A 16,055-nucleotide genomic window follows, 5' to 3' on the forward strand; every position below is an offset into this window, starting at 1 on the left:
GCGCGCCCCTCTTGACTTTATTCCTGTCGCTCCCTAGTCTGCTTGTTCAGTAATCAAGGTGGTATGCGATGGAAATAACTTACAATTTAAAACCTGCGTCCGAGCGCCGTACTGAGCAATTCAAGCCCGAGGGGAATGTGGGCTTTGGTAGCCTCAGAACCGATCATATGTTTTTGATGGATTATCATGATGGAGAATGGTGCGATCCGCGCATCGTTCCTTATGGTCCATTTGAAATGGCACCGGGTGCAATGGCGTTGCATTATGGCCAGTCGATCTTCGAAGGCGCGAAAGCCTTTATGCACGAAGATGGCGAGATTTATACTTTCCGCATTAATAAGAATGCCGAGCGGATGAATCGCTCCGCCGATATCGTCTGTATTCCTAATATCGATGAACAAGTGCAGATGGATGCGATCAATGCGTTGATCGATGTCGATCGCCTGTGGTTCCCGATGCAAGAAGGTGCGTGTCTGTATATTCGCCCCTTTATTTTTGCGACCGAAGACCGTCTCTCTGTTAGCCCAAGCACGCGTTATACCTTCTGTGTGGTATTAAGCCCAAGTGGTGCTTATTACGCAGCGGGCGTGAACAAAGGCATACGCTTATTGATCAGCAAAACTTTCCATCGCGCGGTATCGGGTGGCACTGGTGCCTCAAAAGCGGCGGGTAACTATGCGGCGTCGTTGCGTGCGGGTAAAGCCGCGGCAGCCTTTGGTGCATCGCAAGTGTTATATCTCGACTCGACCAATCAACAGATTGAAGAAGCGGGCGCGATGAACCATTTCCACATATTAAAAGATGGCACTGTGATCATTCCGACCTTCACCGATACCATTCTTAAGTCGATCACCTCGCAATCCATCATGGAATTGGGTGAGATGCTTGGTTGTGAAGTGCGCCAAGAGACTGTCATGCTTGATCAATTTATCGCCGATATCGAATCTGGTGAAATTATCGAAGCGGGTGGTTTCGGGACTGCGGCTGTGGTTTCAGCTGTGGGTTCCTACATTTTTGAAGATGGCCACATAGTCACTGTCGGTAATGGTGAAGTGGGCGAGCATGTTCAGCGCATCTACAAACTGTATACCGAAATCCAAAAGGGCCACATTCAAGGTCCTGAAGGCTGGGTTAAGCGTGTTGAACGTTTAGCAAAGTAAGGATGTTGTGGTGATGATTAAAGGCTCCTAGGAGCCTTTTTTATTGGCTATTTTTGACGATGACATTTGTAGGCTTCGCCTCAAATCAAACCAAATCAAATCGGCTGTGGCTTAGATTGATTCTTGAGTAAAGTTAAAAAATCCGCGGCACTTAAGGGTTTACTGAGTAAGAAACCTTGTACTTGATCGCAACCCTGCATCGCCAAGAAGTTGAGCTGTTCTTGGGTCTCTACGCCTTCGGCGACAACGTTCAGGTCTAAGCTGTGAGCGAGGGCAATAATGGCGCTGGTGATGGCCGCATCGTCAGGATCATTGGTGATGTCTCTGACGAACTCTCGATCGATTTTCAGCGTGTCTATCGGGAAGCGTTTGAGATAACTTAGGCTCGAATAACCCGTCCCAAAATCATCCACCGCTATGGTCAAGCCTAGGGCCTTTAGTTTAGATAGAATACTGACTGACTCCTGCGGATTGCCCATGATCATCGACTCTGTCAGTTCAAGCTCAAGGGATTGTGCCGGGAGACCTGAAACCGCTAAGGCAACTTCTATAGTGGAGATAATATCGGCCTTAAGTTGGCGAGCCGATAGGTTAACGGCGACAGTGATACCGTTGAATCCTAAGCTGTTCCATTCGGCTAATTGCTGGCAAGCTTGATTGATCACCCAATGGCCAATTTGGGTGATGATGCCGGTTTCTTCCGCCAGCGGAATAAACTCGACGGGGGAAATGGGGCCAAGTTCAGTGTGATGCCAACGTAAAAGCGCTTCTATCCCAGTCAGCGAGCCATCTTTTAAACAGAACTTAGGCTGATAAACTAAGCTCAACTCGTTGCGCTGAATCGCCTCTTTTAACCCACTTTCGAGTTGCACATGGCGAGTGGCAATTTCATTTAACTTAGAAGTATAAAACTGGAAGTTATTTCTACCTGAGGATTTCGCGTGGTACATGGCTGTATCGGCAAATTTAATCAGCGAGTCGGCATTATCAGCATCATTTGGATAGAGACTGATGCCGATGGAGGTCGAAATGGTTAGCGTTTTATCGTCCAATAAGAAGGGCGTTTGGAATGCTCTGAGTACTTTCTCTGAGATCAAAGTGGCGGCTTTGGTTTTCGCCACCCCTTCTAAAATAATGGTAAATTCATCACCACCTAGGCGTGCGACCGTATCGCCATCACGCACCGCATTTTGCAGTCTTCTGGCTACCGCTTTGAGCAGTAAATCGCCGACATGGTGCCCCATGGAGTCGTTGATATGTTTAAAGCGGTCGAGATCTAAAAACAGTAAGGCGACGATATTGTTCGCCCTATGCGCTTGGGTTATCGCGTGATTGAGCCTGTCTTGGAATAAGGTTCGGTTTGGCAGGCCCGTTAAGGTGTCGAAACTGGCGAGGAAACGCAGATCTTCTTCGGCTTTTTTCCGCTGTGTGATGTCGGTAAATACGGCGACGAAGTGACTGGTTTCACCTTTAATATCGATAACTTGGTTGATCTCAAGCCAGACTAAAATCGCCTGCCGTTGTTTATTGCGGATCCACAGCTCCCCGACCCAATGTTTATGGCGCAGTAGCTGTTGTTCAATGGTATTGAACAATTCTCGCTGTTGGCGCCCAAAGGCTAAATGAATGAAATGCCTGTCGGTGATTTGGCGCTCTGTGTAGCCAGTAATGGCACAAAATGCGGGATTAACCGAGCGAATGCGATAATCTAGGCCCGCCACGACAACCGCTTCATTCATACTGTTGAGCACTTGCGAGGACAATACCAGCTCGTTCTCAATCAGTTTACGAGAGGTGATATTACGGTTAGTCCCTGTCATGCGGATTGGGTTATCTAAGCTATCTTTTTCAACCACTTTGCCACGGTCTAAAATCCACACCCAATTACCCGGTGAGCGTTCGACACGGTACTCAGCTTCGAAGAAAGGCGAGCGGCCTTGAAGGTGCTCGTTTAGCTCAAGTTTGAATCTCTCTCTGTCTTCAGAGTGCATGCTCTCATGGGCAATATTGCTGCTGTTCCAATGGGGAATCGAAGAGTCCATATTGGTACGATAGACTTGGTTTTCGGCTATGTTCCAGTCCCACATGCCATCGCCAGACGCCCAAAGTGCCAGCTTTAGCCGCTCTTCTGAGGCGCGGATACTGGTTTCAAATTCACGTTGCTGTTGGCGTTTGTTCCTACGCCAGATAATGGCCCAAGCCAGCAGTCCTAAAGTGAGTAAGAAATAGAGGATATAGGCGAATTGAGTGCGATAGAAGGGGGCTTGCACATTCAGATCGACAAGCAGCGCATAGGCACCTTCTGAGTTATATTGCAGCCCATGACGAACATGTAATCGGTAATGGCCAGGATTGATGTTAGTAAAGGTGATTTCATTGCCTGTGGGTAGCTCATGCCATCTGTTATCAAACCCTTCGAGATAATAGCTGAAACGGTTTTTACCCGTGTAGCTGAAATCCAATGAGGTCACCTCAAAACTGACTAGCTGATCGCTATAGTCCATCACTATGCTAGGGGGGCGGCTTAAATCGAGAATCGTGTGGCCTTTTCCCGCAATGCTATAGCCAGTGAGCGCGACTTTGACATCTGGTCGTTGATCTGGAATCGACTGGGGATTGAAACGATTGATGCCGTTAATACCGCCAAACCAGAGATCGCCATCGCTGTCCTGAAGTTTTACACCGCCGTTAAACTCCAGTGCCTGCAAACCTTCTTGTTCGTTGAATATGATGATGCGATTGGTTTTAGGGTTAAGTTTACCTATGCCGGCATTGCTGCTAAACCAAATGTTATGTTCTTGGTCCTCAAGTAAGGCGTAGATGGTATCGCTTGGTAATCCCTGCTCGCGGGTGTAATGAGTAAAGCCTGCATCGGCACCTTGGGAAGATAACTTACTGATCCCGCCATGGGTGGCGAACCATACCTCACCCGCCTGAGTCACCAAAATATCGCGGACACGGTTGTTGATTAAGCTTTTCTTATTAGAGGATTGATGGAAGTAAGATTTACCTATCCCCGTTTTCATATCCAGTTTCAGCAGGCCATTGAGTGTGCCTATCCAAAGCGTATCTTTGTGTGCTCTTAGGATTAAAAGCTGGTTTTGTGCCGGATAGAAATTATCAATATGTGCCAATGAGATAAAAGTAAACTCATCGGTATCTATAGCTTTGCGATAGATGGCATGGGTCGTTGCTACCCAGAGATGACCTTGATCATCAATGTCTAGATTGCGAATATAATTGGCTTCAGAGCCTTGGTCCGTACTTGTAGTGACCTTGAGTAATTGGAAATCGCCCTCTGGCGACAGCCGACCGAGTCCATAGTTAGTGGCAAACCAGAGCACGCCAGCTTTGTCTTGATCAATATCTCGCAGGATGAGGTTTAAATTGCGTTGATGCATTCCTAAGGCGTTCGCAAATAGCTCCGTATAATGCTCATATTTTCCATCGGCTAATATGCGCTTAAGCCCTGCGCCTTCAGTGCCTATCCAAAGGGCATTATCTTTGCTGCGGAATAAGGTGCGAATATTGTTGCTCTGTTGCGACAGCTCCGTGGTGTATTCGAAAATATGCTGAAAATACTGGCGACGGGTATTAATTTTATCTAATCCCGAATAACTGGCGCCTAGCCATAAGTTGCCAAAGGGATCTTGTAGTAAACTCAGTATGTTATTTTCACTGATACTGTTAGTGCGCTTAGGATCGTATCTATGGTAGGTCGCTGTGAATAAATTATCATTTTTCTCGAGTTGAATGAGACCCGCTTCAGGCCCGACGACCCAAAAGTCACCCTGTTCGGTTTGGATAAAATCCTTAATGTAAGGCACGTTATCGTCAGTCTGCCAAAGGATTTCGCCCTGCTGCGAGGCCAAGTTGTAGTGCCATAGTTGTCCACCAAGGGCTAAAGTGATCGAGTAGGCCGAGTTCGCCCGAATTTGATAGGTGGTGACATTTTGCGGCACGTTTAAGCGAGTGATGGTATTCGCACTGACGGCAAAGGTGCCGCTATCTTGGGTACCTGCCAGCAGGTACGTGTTTTCAACATTGGCTAAGCTAGTGATATAGGGCTCGACGCTGTTACCTAAACTGACCTGGGTAATGCGTTTGGTTTTGGTCGATAGGGAAAATAGTCCTGCTTTAGTACCAATCCAGAGTGTATTACCCACTATGCTGAGTTTGGTGGTGCGGGGATCGGTCAGACCTTGTTCTTGGCCAAAGTGCTCAAAGGTCCCAGTGCTCAAATCGAGTCGATTGACCCCTTGGCTGAACGTGGAAACCCAAATGTAGCCTTCTGAATCTTGAATAATGTCAGAGACATAACTTTCAGAAATACTGCTAGGATCGTTGGGAGAGTGGGTGAAAATGGTGAAGTTATGACCGTTGTAGGCATGCAAACCATCTTGAGTTCCAATCCACAACATGCCAGCACTGTCCATAAACAGGCTGGTAATCGTATTCTGGTTGAGACCATCTTCACTGCGAATATGTTCAAATTTAAGCTGCGTGAAAGCGGCGCTCAATGGTTGCGCTAATCCATTGCACGAGATCCCCCACAAACTTAGGATACAAAGCGCGCCTAGCACTAGCTTGTGGATTAGTTGACTCAAATTTTCCCCTACCAAAAAACGGACCCATCCTGATTAGGTTTCTATTTAGTTTAGTTCTTAGCCTAGACCTTAAATGCCATTTTGTTGTAAAAACTTTAGCTTAAATTGCTGACTTGGTTTAAAAACAACCAAAATCGATGGGCGCGATTCTGTCATCGATAACGCGATAGTTCAAATATGCTGTTTTAGTGTCTTTGTGCTGGTTATGACGAGCTTTTTTTCCAGTGTTTAAGCTTAAGAATCTTAGCACTGTTTAAGATTGGCCAACATATGATGCTGCGACAAATGCAGCGAAAACCAGTGCGCAGAGTCACTAAAATCATGAGGGCGAATAGAAAAAGACCTTGCCGGAAGGGGGAGAAGCAAGGTCTTTGGTTGAACTGTTTTAGCGTTTAGATGGCAGGGGTAAACTTGCATTGACTCAGTTACGTCAATAGCCGAGGTCAAGATCCAAATACGCTTGTGTATTTATGATCCGTTCACGCTCTGCAAACGACACCATCTGCTCGGCAATACTGCCACTGTCACCTTGCTCGAGAATGGTGCGTAAGGTGTGCTGACAAGCATGGATAGTCGCTCGCTGTAAGTCTGAGGGAATAATGATGAACTTGTATCCCAATGCTTGCAGTCTGTCCTTCGACACCAGCGGTGTTTTACCACTGTGGAACATATTGATGAGCTTAGGCTGCTTGATATGCTTAGCGATCAATTCAATTTGCTCAACGGTTTCTGGCGCTTCGACAAAAATCACGTCGGCACCCGCTGCTAAATACGCATGTGATCGTTCCATTGCAGCGTCGAATCCTTCAACGGCGATCGCATCAGTGCGGGCAATTAAGGTAAAATCTGGGTCAGTTTGGCTATCCTTGGCAACACGGATTTTGTGCACCATTTCTTGGGTACTCACCAAAGATTTATCATTCAGATGGCCGCAGCGCTTTGGAAAGGTTTGATCTTCCAAGTGCAATGCTGCGACACCTGCTCGCTCAAAGGCTTTCACTGTACGGCTCACGTTGATGGCATTACCAAACCCAGTATCTGCATCCGCTATGATGGGCACTTGGGTCACTTCGACCATTTGCTCGAGTCGATGCAACACTTCGCTAAAGCTCAGCATGCCTATATCGGGGAAACCACAACTTCTCGCAATCGCGCCGCCACTGGCATAAATCAGCTTAAACCCCGCCTGTTCGGCTAAACGTGCGGTCATGCCATCGTAAACGCCTGGGGCGACGTGAATATCGCTACCACTGAGCATTTGTCGTAATGCCGTTGTTTTTTTCATTTGAATCGTCTTCCTTGTGTGCCTTTAGCGATTGAACCTAAAACCAGATAAACGATTAGAAACACTCGCTCGGCACTCGCACAAAACCTTCCATTAGCACGCGGGCGCTGCGGCTCATAATGGCTTTAACGACTGTCCATTCGCCGTCAACCATTGACGCCTCAGCCCCAACACGCAGCGTGCCTGAGGGATGACCAAAACGCACTGCATCTATTTTGTCCTTAATGTCTCCACCAGCGGCTAAGTTAACTAAGGTGCCGGGGATTGCTGCTGCTGTGCCAATTGCCACTGCTGCTGTGCCCATCATGGCGTGGTGCAGTTTGCCCATCGACAGTGCGCGCACGAGCAAGTCGATATCATCGGTATTGACGGGTTTGCCGCTCGATGACACATAGGCTTTGGGTTTAGCAACAAAGGCGACCTTGGGCGTATGTTGGCGTGTAATGGCCTCATCTATATGCGAAATCAAGCCCATACGCACAGCGCCATAGGCGCGAATGGTTTCAAATTTAGCCAGTGTCGCCGTGTCGCTATTAATATCATCCTGCAGCTCAGTGCCTGTGTAGCCTAAGTCCTCTGCATTGATAAAAATGGTGGGAATGCCAGCGTTAATCATAGTGGCCTTAAAGCTGCCAATACCCGGCACTTCTAGTACATCAACAACATTGCCGGTCGGGAACATGCTGCCACTCCCTCCGTTAGAATTGGCATCTTCGTCCGCAGCCGGATTCATAAATTCGATTTGCACTTCGGCCGCGGGAAAGGTCACACCATCGAGCTCAAAATCACCGGTTTCTTGCACTTCACCTTGGGTGATGGGTACATGGGCGATAATGGTTTTGCCTATGTTGGCTTGCCAAATACGCACAGTGCAGATGCCATTGTGTGGAATGCGGGCCGTATCAATTAAGCCATTGCTGATGGCAAAGGCGCCGACGGCGGCGGTTAAGTTGCCGCAGTTGCCGCTCCAATCGACAAAGGGTTTGTCGATGGCCACTTGGCCGAACAGGTAATCGACATCGTGATCGGTTTGAGTGCTAGGGGAGAGGATCACAGTTTTACTGGTGCTTGAGGTGGCTGCACCCATGCCATCAATTTGTTTGCCGTAGGGATCTGGGCTGCCAATCACTCGCAGCAGTAGCGCATCACGAGCAGGGCCAGCAACTCGTGCGGCTTTAGGCAAATCCTGCAGCCGGAAAAACACGCCTTTACTGGTGCCGCCGCGCATATAGGTCGCAGCAACTTTGATTTGCGGCGCGTGGGGTGTTGAAGCATTCATAGATTGACTCCAAAAGGACTCCCAATGGAATCCAAATGAGCGCCAGTAACTTAATTGGGGAAGTTATTGGCGCTCGGTTTAGCTAGCTTATCTTTAGCTGATATTCGTGTTTTACTTGAGCCGAGCCTTGATTCAAGACTCGACTCAAACAAGATTCGATTTAAGCCTGATTCGATTCGAGAAAGTCCTGCGCGAAGCGTTGCAATACGCCGCCCGCCTCGTAGATCGAGACTTCTTCGGCGGTATCGAGACGACAGGTTACTGGAACTTCGATGCGCTCACCGTTTTTACGGGTGATGACGACGGTCAAATCTGCTCGTGGCGCTGGCGTGCCGAGGACATCGAACACTTCGGTGCCGTCGATGGCGTAGGTGGCGCGATTGTCGCCGGCTTTAAATTCCAGCGGCAACACGCCCATACCCACTAAGTTAGTGCGATGAATGCGCTCGAAACCTTCGGCAACAATGGCCTCAACCCCAGCTAAACGCACGCCTTTGGCTGCCCAGTCGCGGGACGAACCTTGGCCGTAGTCTGCACCCGCTATGATGATCAGCGGCTGCTTACGTTCCATATAGGTTTCAATCGCTTCCCACATGCGGGTCACTTGGCCTTCGGGCTCGATACGCGTTAGTGAACCTTGTTGTACTTTACCGTCAACGATTGCCATCTCGTTTTTGAGCTTGGGATTGGCAAAGGTCGCGCGCTGGGCGGTTAAGTGATCGCCTCTGTGGGTGGCGTAGGAGTTAAAGTCTTCCTCCGGCAAGCCCATTTTGTGCAGGTATTCGCCTGCGGCGCTGTCGAGCATAATGGCGTTCGACGGTGATAAATGGTCTGTGGTGATGTTGTCACCCAGTACCGCTAGTGGTCGCATGCCTTTTAGCGTGCGCTCTCCGGCCAATGCGCCTTCCCAATAAGGTGGGCGACGAATATAAGTAGATTGCGGACGCCAATCGTACAGCGGACTAATTTGCTCGCCGTAATCGACGGCTAAATCGAACATAGGCTCGTACACTTTGCGGAACTGCTCAGGTTTAACACTGGTCGCAATCACGGCATCGATTTCTTCATCCGATGGCCAAATGTCGATAAGTTTGACTGGTTTACCATCATGATCTAATCCCAGCACATCCTTTTCGATATCGAAACGTATAGTGCCGGCAATTGCGTAGGCGACCACTAATGGCGGCGATGCTAAGAAGGCTTGTTTAGCATAGGGATGAATACGGCCATCGAAGTTGCGGTTACCCGATAACACTGCGGTGGCGTACAAGTCGCGGTCGATCACTTCTTTTTGAATCACAGGATCCAGCGCGCCGCTCATGCCGTTACATGTCGTGCAGGCAAAACCAACAATGCCAAAACCGAGCTGTTCAAGCTCTGGTAATAGCTTGGCTTCTTCTAAATATAATTGCACCGCTTTAGAGCCGGGTGCCAGTGAGGTTTTGACCCAAGGTTTGCGGCTTAAGCCTTTAGCGTTGGCGTTGCGGGCAATCAGACCAGCAGCAATCACGTTGCGTGGGTTACTGGTGTTAGTACAGCTGGTAATCGCCGCGATAATCACTGCGCCATCGGGCATTAAGCCGGGCTCGTTTTCAACTACGCCGCTAATTCCGCGCTCAGCCAATTCTGATGTTGGCACCCGTGCATGTGGGTTTGATGGTCCTGCAATGGTGCGCACCACCGAGGATAAATCAAAACGCAGTACCCGTGGATAGTGCACTTCAGTCAAGCTGTCGGCCCACAAACCTGCGGTTTTAGCATAGGTTTCAACCAGTTTTACTTGCTCGGCTTCGCGGCCCGTTAAGGTCAAATAATCAAGGGTTTGCTGGTCGATGTAGAACATGGCTGCGGTGGCGCCAAATTCAGGCGTCATGTTTGAAATCGTGGCTCGATCGCCGAGTGTCAGCGCCGCTGCGCCTTCACCGAAGAACTCTAAGTAAGAGGAGACGACTTTTTGTGCGCGTAAAAATTCGGTCAAGGCTAATACTATGTCAGTGGCCGTAATGCCAGGCTGCGGTCTGCCTGTGAGCTCGACACCGATAATGTCCGGCAGACGCATATAAGATGCGCGTCCCAGCATCACGCTTTCGGCTTCTAGCCCGCCGACACCAATGGCGATAACGCCCAGAGCATCAACGTGCGGCGTGTGGCTGTCGGTGCCAACTAGAGTATCGGGGAAGGCCACGCCATTGCGAGCATGCACCACAGGCGACATACGCTCTAAGTTAATTTGGTGCATGATGCCGTTACCCTGAGGGATAACATCAATGTTTTTAAAGGCTTTTTGCGTCCAATCAATAAAGTGGAATCTGTCTTCGTTGCGTCTGTCTTCGATAGCGCGGTTTTTGGCAAAGGCGTCTTTATCAAAACCACCAAACTCAACGGCGAGCGAGTGATCCACAATGAGTTGTGTTGGTACAACAGGGTTCACTTTAGCGGGATCGCCACCTTTAGCGGCAATCGCATCACGCAGGCCTGCAAGGTCAACTAAGGCAGTTTGCCCCAAAATGTCGTGGCAAACTACGCGGGCAGGAAACCAAGGGAAATCCAGTTCTTGCTTAGATTCGATAATTTGTTTCAGCGAGGCGGTTAAGTCCGCAGGTGTGCAGCGACGGACTAAGTTTTCCGCGAGTACGCGCGATGTATAAGGTAGCTTGGCGTACGCGCCAGGAGCGATCGCTTCTATGGCTTCGCGGGTGTCGAAATAATCGAGTTTGGTGCCGGGTAAGGGCTTGCGATATTGGGTATTCATAGCAGTGTTCATAACATCATCCATTTCGGAAAATGAAGTTGGCGCGAGACAGTCTATTCACAGACATTTCTTTAACAGAAGTCTCGCGCCAAGAGTCGTTAGCTTGGCTTAACGGTTGGCAATGGGGACGACTTTGCGTGGTGCAACGCCCACATAATCGGCACTTGGGCGGATGATGCGGTTGTTAGAGCGTTGCTCCATCACGTGCGCCGCCCAGCCCGTTACCCGTGAACACACGAAGATTGGCGTGAACAACTTAGTCGGAATGTCCATGTAGTGGTACGCGCTGGCGTGGAAAAAATCTGCATTACAGAAGAGTTTTTTCTGTTCCCACATCAGGGCTTCACAGGCAACCGATACGCGGTATAGACGGTCGTCACCGTTGGCGGCAGCCAGTTTTTCTGACCATTCTTTGATGATGGCATTACGTGGATCGCTGTCGCGGTAAATTGCGTGACCGAAGCCCATGATCTTATCTTTACGCTCCAGTTTACCCATTAAAATGTCGCGCGCATCGGCTTCATCTTTCATGTCTTGAATGAGTTCCATCGCTGCTTCGTTCGCGCCGCCATGCAGCGGGCCGCGCAGTGAACCAATCGCACCTGTTACGCACGAATGCATGTCTGACAGAGTTGAAGCACAGACGCGAGCGGTAAAGGTTGATGCGTTAAATTCATGTTCTGCATAAAGAATTAATGATACGTCCATCACTTTTGCATGCAGTGCCGACGGCGCTTTACCATGTAATAAATGCAGGAAGTGCGCGCCAATTTGATCGTCATCGGTTTCAGTGTCGATACGCACGCCATCGTGACTAAAGCGATACCAGTAACAGATGATCGATGGGAATGCAGCCAATAGGCGGTCGGTGATTTCACTCTGATCGGCAAAGCTGTGTTCGGCTTCTAAGTTGCCTAGCATAGAGCAGCCAGTACGCATCACATCCATAGGATGAGTTTCAGCAGGAATGCGTTCTAATACTTCTTTTAAGGCTTGTGGTAGACCGCGAAGGCCTTTGAGTTTGGTTTTGTAGGCATCAAGCTGGGCTTGAGTGGGCAACTCGCCGTAAAGAATGAGATAGGCGACTTCTTCGAAGGTGGCATTTTCACCGAGATCTTTCACATCATAACCGCGGTACGTGAGGCCGCTGCCTGACACGCCCACTGTGCTCAATGCCGTTTCGCCTGCGCTCTGGCCACGTAATCCTGCACCGCTTAGTTTTTTAGCTTCTGACATAATCCTTCCCTTCCGTTAACTCTGTGTGGTTATTGCTGGTGGATGAATGCACTCATTTTTGAGTGTTCATTCGCCGACATTTATTGGTTAAGGCTGCACTTTTTATGTAACTTGTTTAACGTTAAATCTGCTTTAACGCCAAACCCTGTAGGGGTGCAGCTTTTCGGTGACGCCTTGCTGCTTGGGGCAAAGCGTCTGGGTTTCAGTAACAACATGAGCTTGCGCTTCTACTGACAATCCATGGTCTTGTGTATTTTGCTTTCTCGCTTGCTTAGTTATTTATCTTGGCTAAACAGTTGATCTAACTTGTCTTCAAAGGCGTGGTAGCCCAAGTACTTATACAAGTCTTTACGGGTCTGCATAGTGTCGAGCACGTTGCGTTGATGACCATCATTCATCAGCGCTTGCATGACGTTCAGTGCCGCTTGGTTGGCTGCACGGAAAGTACCGAGTGGATAGAGCACCATATCGGCGCCCGCCTCGGCGAGTTCTTCTTTATTGAACAATTGGGTTTGGCCAAATTCAGTCATGTTGGCCAAAATCGGCGCTTTGACTTGCGCTTTAAAGTGGCGATATTGGTCTAGCTCAGTTAAAGCTTCGGCGAAGATCATGTCGGCACCGGCGGCGATATAGGCTTGCGCGCGTTCGATACCTGCTTCTAAGCCTTCAACGGCAACCGCATCGGTACGCGCCATGATCACAAAGTTAGGATCGGTACGGGCATCGACGGCCGCTTTAATGCGATCGACCATTTCTTCAATGCTCACGACCGCTTTGTTAGGTCTGTGGCCGCAACGCTTTTGCGACACTTGGTCTTCCATGTGCACAGCGGCGACGCCGACTTTTTCGAATTCTTTGATGGTGCGAGCAATGTTGAATGCGCCGCCCCAGCCTGTATCGATATCGACCAGTAAAGGCACTTGTGTTGCAGAGGTGATTCGGCCAGCATCGATCAGCACGTCGTTCATTGAGGTCATGCCCAAGTCAGGCAAACCGTATGAAGCATTGGCAACGCCAGCGCCCGAAAGATACAAGGCTTGGAAGCCAGTTTGCTCTGCCATCAAGGCAAAATAGGCATTGGTGGTGCCAACGATTTGTAACGGTTTAGCCTTAGCAAGAGCTTGGCGAAAACGTAATCCTGCGCTTTGGGTCATGGTCTTGTCCTTATCCTTTTCCATTTATGGGAAGTGGGCATATTGAGCCGTATAAACTTAGCTGATGTTGGCTAAGGTTTCTTTTGCGGCTGCATTGGCTTGCAATTCAATTAAGCGTAATTCGGTATTTTTACGCCCCTGCTCGATATGGCGACGCATCAGCAAACTGGCCAACTCACCATCGCGCTGGGCAATGGCTTCTACTATGCGTCTGTGTTCGGCAATCGCTTTAACGGGGCGATTTTTATTGGTGCATTGGTAGCGGTACATGCGCAGCAGGTGATACAGGCCGCCGACTAAGGTTTCCTGCAGATGCTTGTTACCGCTGGCTTGAATAATTTGGTAGTGAAAATCGACATCGCCTTCCTCTTGGAAGTAGGTATCACCCTTAGCGAGCGCCGCTTCCTGCATGGCGAGCAAATCTTCTAACTTGGCTAATTGTTCTGGAGTGATACGACTGGCGGCGAGTTCGCAGGCCATGCCTTCAAGTACGCTACGCAGTTGATATAAATCGTTAAGTTCGCTAACTGTCAGCTGTGCTACGCGGGCGCCAACATGGGGTGCGCGCACTACTAAGCGTTGTCTTTCTAAGGTTTGCAGGGCTTCGCGGGTCGGGCCGCGGCTGATACCGTATTTTTCGGCCAGCGCTTGCTCGTTAATTTTACTGCCCGCAGGCAGTTCGCCCTTGATGATGCTGGTTTGGATCTGCACCAAAATTTGATCGGCGAGTGTGGTCGACGTTTTATCTGCCGAGGTCGATTTGACCTTATGCAGGTGGGAAACATGTGTGTCATCAGAAACGAACGTCGTGTCTTGCTTCAACATAGAGCGCATCACTATTAATAGGATTGTCGACAATGGGTAAAAAATAGCCCTCTCTTAGTGGATTGTCAACAATGTGTTTACTTAGACGTAAGTCTACATCCTAATTGATTTTTATTTATTACTCTGATTTTTATAGTTTTATTTTAATTTGTTCGTTTTTAATATTTTAGCTTATGAATTTTTAAATATTAAATTGTCAACAATTAAGTGGTTTTTGCCGTCCGTTCTTGTTGCAGGTGTTGATGGCTTTGGGGGAAATCGTCCAAAAGCATTTGGCATGTTTGTCCTTCGCGTTATGCTATGGGCGGAATGAGACATTTGGGCATGACAGTGGAAAAAGTGTTAGTGAGCAGTTGTTTACTCGGGCAAGCGGTGCGCTACGACGGTGGTCATAACTTGATGGAGAGCGAACTTGTGCAGACGTGGCTCGAGCAAGGGCGGATTGTGGCGATTTGTCCCGAATGTGCAGGCGGTTTGCCGACACCCAGACCGCCTGCTGAGCGGGTTGGGCAGCGTATCTTAACCGCTCAGGGTGAGGATGTGACCCACGCTTTTAGTCTGGGAGCCGATCTCGCCCTAAAGCTGGCGCAGCAAGAAGGGATTAAAGTGGCGATCCTAAAAGCCCGCAGTCCATCCTGTGGTAATAAGCAGATCTACGATGGTCAATTTGCGAAGCAATTAATCGCGGGACAGGGATTAACGGCTGAAAAACTCAGCGCAGCAGGGATAACCGTATTCAATGAATTTGAGTTATCCGCTGCAGCGGCATGGGTTGCAGAACTAGAGCAAAGTAAGAAAAGAACTGAGCAGATCTAGCTCGCTTGAGTGTGATTGGTGCTGTCGGCGCTATCCGCGACATTTTGATTCGTTTGCAGTAAGGCATCGATTTGTTGATCTTTTTCCGCCCACACTTGGTTTAACCAGCGTTGGAACTCGACGCGATATTCAGACTCAGAGAAATAACGCGTTGGATCGACTTGAGGTACGGGCAACGCTCTTATCCTAACAATGATCTTAGTGACTTTACCGTTCATTACCCAAAACAGAATATCGTCAGGTGCATCGGGATAGACAATAGTCATATCCAGCAGGCTCGTAAATTGCTCACCCATGGCCGATAAAGTAAAGGCGATACCGCCTGCTTTAGGACGCAACAAATGCTGATAAGGTGAGTTTTGGCGCTGATGTTTATCTTTAGTGAAACGACTGCCTTCAACATAGTTAATGATCGAGGTGGGCATATTTTTAAACTTTTCGCAGGCGCGGCGTGTGGTCGCTAAATCTTTGCCCTTAAGCTTCGGATTCTTCTTGAGTTTTGCCGGGCTAGTCCTGTTCATGAAAGGCATATCCAGCGCCCAACAACCCAGTCCCATAATCGGCACATAGGCGAGTTCTCTTTTGAGGAAGAACTTCAGCATAGGAATATGGTTACGTAACACATAGGTTTGCGCGGCAATGTCGAATCCACTGAGGTGGTTGCTGATCAGCAAGTACCAGCTGTTTTTATCGAGTCCTTCGAGCCCTTCGACATCCCACTCAATTTTAGCGATCAAATACAAGATGCCACCGTTGCAGCAGGCCCACGCCCACATAAAACGATTCATAACCGCAGTCACCGCATTACGTGCACTTTGCGCTGGCATCACGAGTTTTACGACTCCGCCTATGCTGATAAGCGAGCCCCAAACGGCGGTATTAATGATCAGCAAGCTTAAGCTCAGCATAAACAACACTGGCCCGGGCAGGAAATTCAACAT

The 16,055-nt window shown here is 49.0% G+C and carries 10 protein-coding genes; 2 read left to right on the top strand and 8 right to left on the bottom strand.

What is annotated here, in order from left to right; translation table 11 throughout:
- Positions 1-68 precede the first annotated feature (68 nt).
- Entirely contained in the window at positions 69-1,160 is a 1,092-nt protein-coding gene (locus tag DYH48_RS23325) for a branched-chain amino acid aminotransferase (protein WP_006084457.1), read from the top strand.
- Positions 1,161-1,255: 95 nt separating this feature from the next.
- On the opposite strand, the gene DYH48_RS23330 is transcribed toward DYH48_RS23325, so the two are convergent.
- The 7 genes from DYH48_RS23330 to DYH48_RS23365 form a co-directional block, all read right to left on the bottom strand.
- Entirely contained in the window at positions 1,256-5,782 is a 4,527-nt protein-coding gene (locus tag DYH48_RS23330) for an EAL domain-containing protein (protein WP_115336032.1), read from the bottom strand.
- Between the two features lie 415 nt (positions 5,783-6,197).
- Positions 6,198-7,052: an isocitrate lyase/PEP mutase family protein gene (locus DYH48_RS23335; RefSeq protein ID WP_115336033.1), complete on the bottom strand. Its 855-nt coding sequence runs from the start codon at positions 7,050-7,052 to the stop codon at positions 6,198-6,200.
- Between the two features lie 55 nt (positions 7,053-7,107).
- Complete coding sequence (gene prpF, locus DYH48_RS23340) at positions 7,108-8,331, bottom strand: 2-methylaconitate cis-trans isomerase PrpF (protein WP_115336034.1); 1,224 nt, start codon at positions 8,329-8,331, stop codon at positions 7,108-7,110.
- A gap of 160 nt (positions 8,332-8,491) precedes the next feature.
- Positions 8,492-11,095, bottom strand: coding sequence for a Fe/S-dependent 2-methylisocitrate dehydratase AcnD (gene acnD, locus DYH48_RS23345; protein ID WP_115336035.1), 2,604 nt, complete (start codon positions 11,093-11,095; stop codon positions 8,492-8,494).
- A 96-nt stretch (positions 11,096-11,191) separates the two neighbouring features.
- Positions 11,192-12,319, bottom strand: coding sequence for a bifunctional 2-methylcitrate synthase/citrate synthase (gene prpC / locus DYH48_RS23350; RefSeq protein ID WP_012090444.1), 1,128 nt, complete (start codon positions 12,317-12,319; stop codon positions 11,192-11,194).
- Between the two features lie 275 nt (positions 12,320-12,594).
- On the bottom strand, positions 12,595-13,473 hold the full coding sequence (gene prpB, locus DYH48_RS23360) for a methylisocitrate lyase (RefSeq protein WP_071940617.1): 879 nt from the start codon (positions 13,471-13,473) through the stop codon (positions 12,595-12,597).
- 57 nt (positions 13,474-13,530) lie between these two features.
- Entirely contained in the window at positions 13,531-14,298 is a 768-nt protein-coding gene (locus DYH48_RS23365) for a GntR family transcriptional regulator (protein ID WP_115336037.1), read from the bottom strand.
- Between the two features lie 330 nt (positions 14,299-14,628).
- On the opposite strand from DYH48_RS23365, the gene DYH48_RS23370 reads away from it, so the two are divergent.
- A complete protein-coding gene (locus tag DYH48_RS23370; protein ID WP_432344237.1) occupies positions 14,629-15,114 on the top strand; it encodes a 2-thiouracil desulfurase family protein in 486 nt (161 codons plus the stop codon).
- Here the strand turns inward: DYH48_RS23370 and yihG are convergent.
- On the bottom strand, positions 15,111-16,055 hold the full coding sequence (gene yihG, locus DYH48_RS23375; protein ID WP_115336039.1) for a 1-acylglycerol-3-phosphate O-acyltransferase, YihG family: 945 nt from the start codon (positions 16,053-16,055) through the stop codon (positions 15,111-15,113). The genes DYH48_RS23370 and yihG overlap by 4 nt on opposite strands.

It is taken from the genome of Shewanella baltica (assembly GCF_900456975.1).
Classification (GTDB): domain Bacteria; phylum Pseudomonadota; class Gammaproteobacteria; order Enterobacterales; family Shewanellaceae; genus Shewanella; species Shewanella baltica.

Excerpts from the sequence above, each read along its gene's own strand:
- prpF (WP_115336034.1), bottom strand. The coding sequence starts at position 8,331 with ATGAATGCTTCAACACCCCACGCGCCGCAAATCAAAGTTGCTGCGACC.
- prpC (WP_012090444.1), bottom strand. The coding sequence starts at position 12,319 with ATGTCAGAAGCTAAAAAACTAAGCGGTGCAGGATTACGTGGCCAGAGC.
- acnD (WP_115336035.1), bottom strand. The coding sequence starts at position 11,095 with ATGAACACTGCTATGAATACCCAATATCGCAAGCCCTTACCCGGCACC.
- DYH48_RS23325 (WP_006084457.1), top strand. The coding sequence starts at position 69 with ATGGAAATAACTTACAATTTAAAACCTGCGTCCGAGCGCCGTACTGAG.
- yihG (WP_115336039.1), bottom strand. The coding sequence starts at position 16,055 with ATGTTGAATTTCCTGCCCGGGCCAGTGTTGTTTATGCTGAGCTTAAGC.
- prpB (WP_071940617.1), bottom strand. The coding sequence starts at position 13,473 with ATGACCCAAAGCGCAGGATTACGTTTTCGCCAAGCTCTTGCTAAGGCT.
- DYH48_RS23365 (WP_115336037.1), bottom strand. The coding sequence starts at position 14,298 with ATGTTGAAGCAAGACACGACGTTCGTTTCTGATGACACACATGTTTCC.
- DYH48_RS23335 (WP_115336033.1), bottom strand. The coding sequence starts at position 7,052 with ATGAAAAAAACAACGGCATTACGACAAATGCTCAGTGGTAGCGATATT.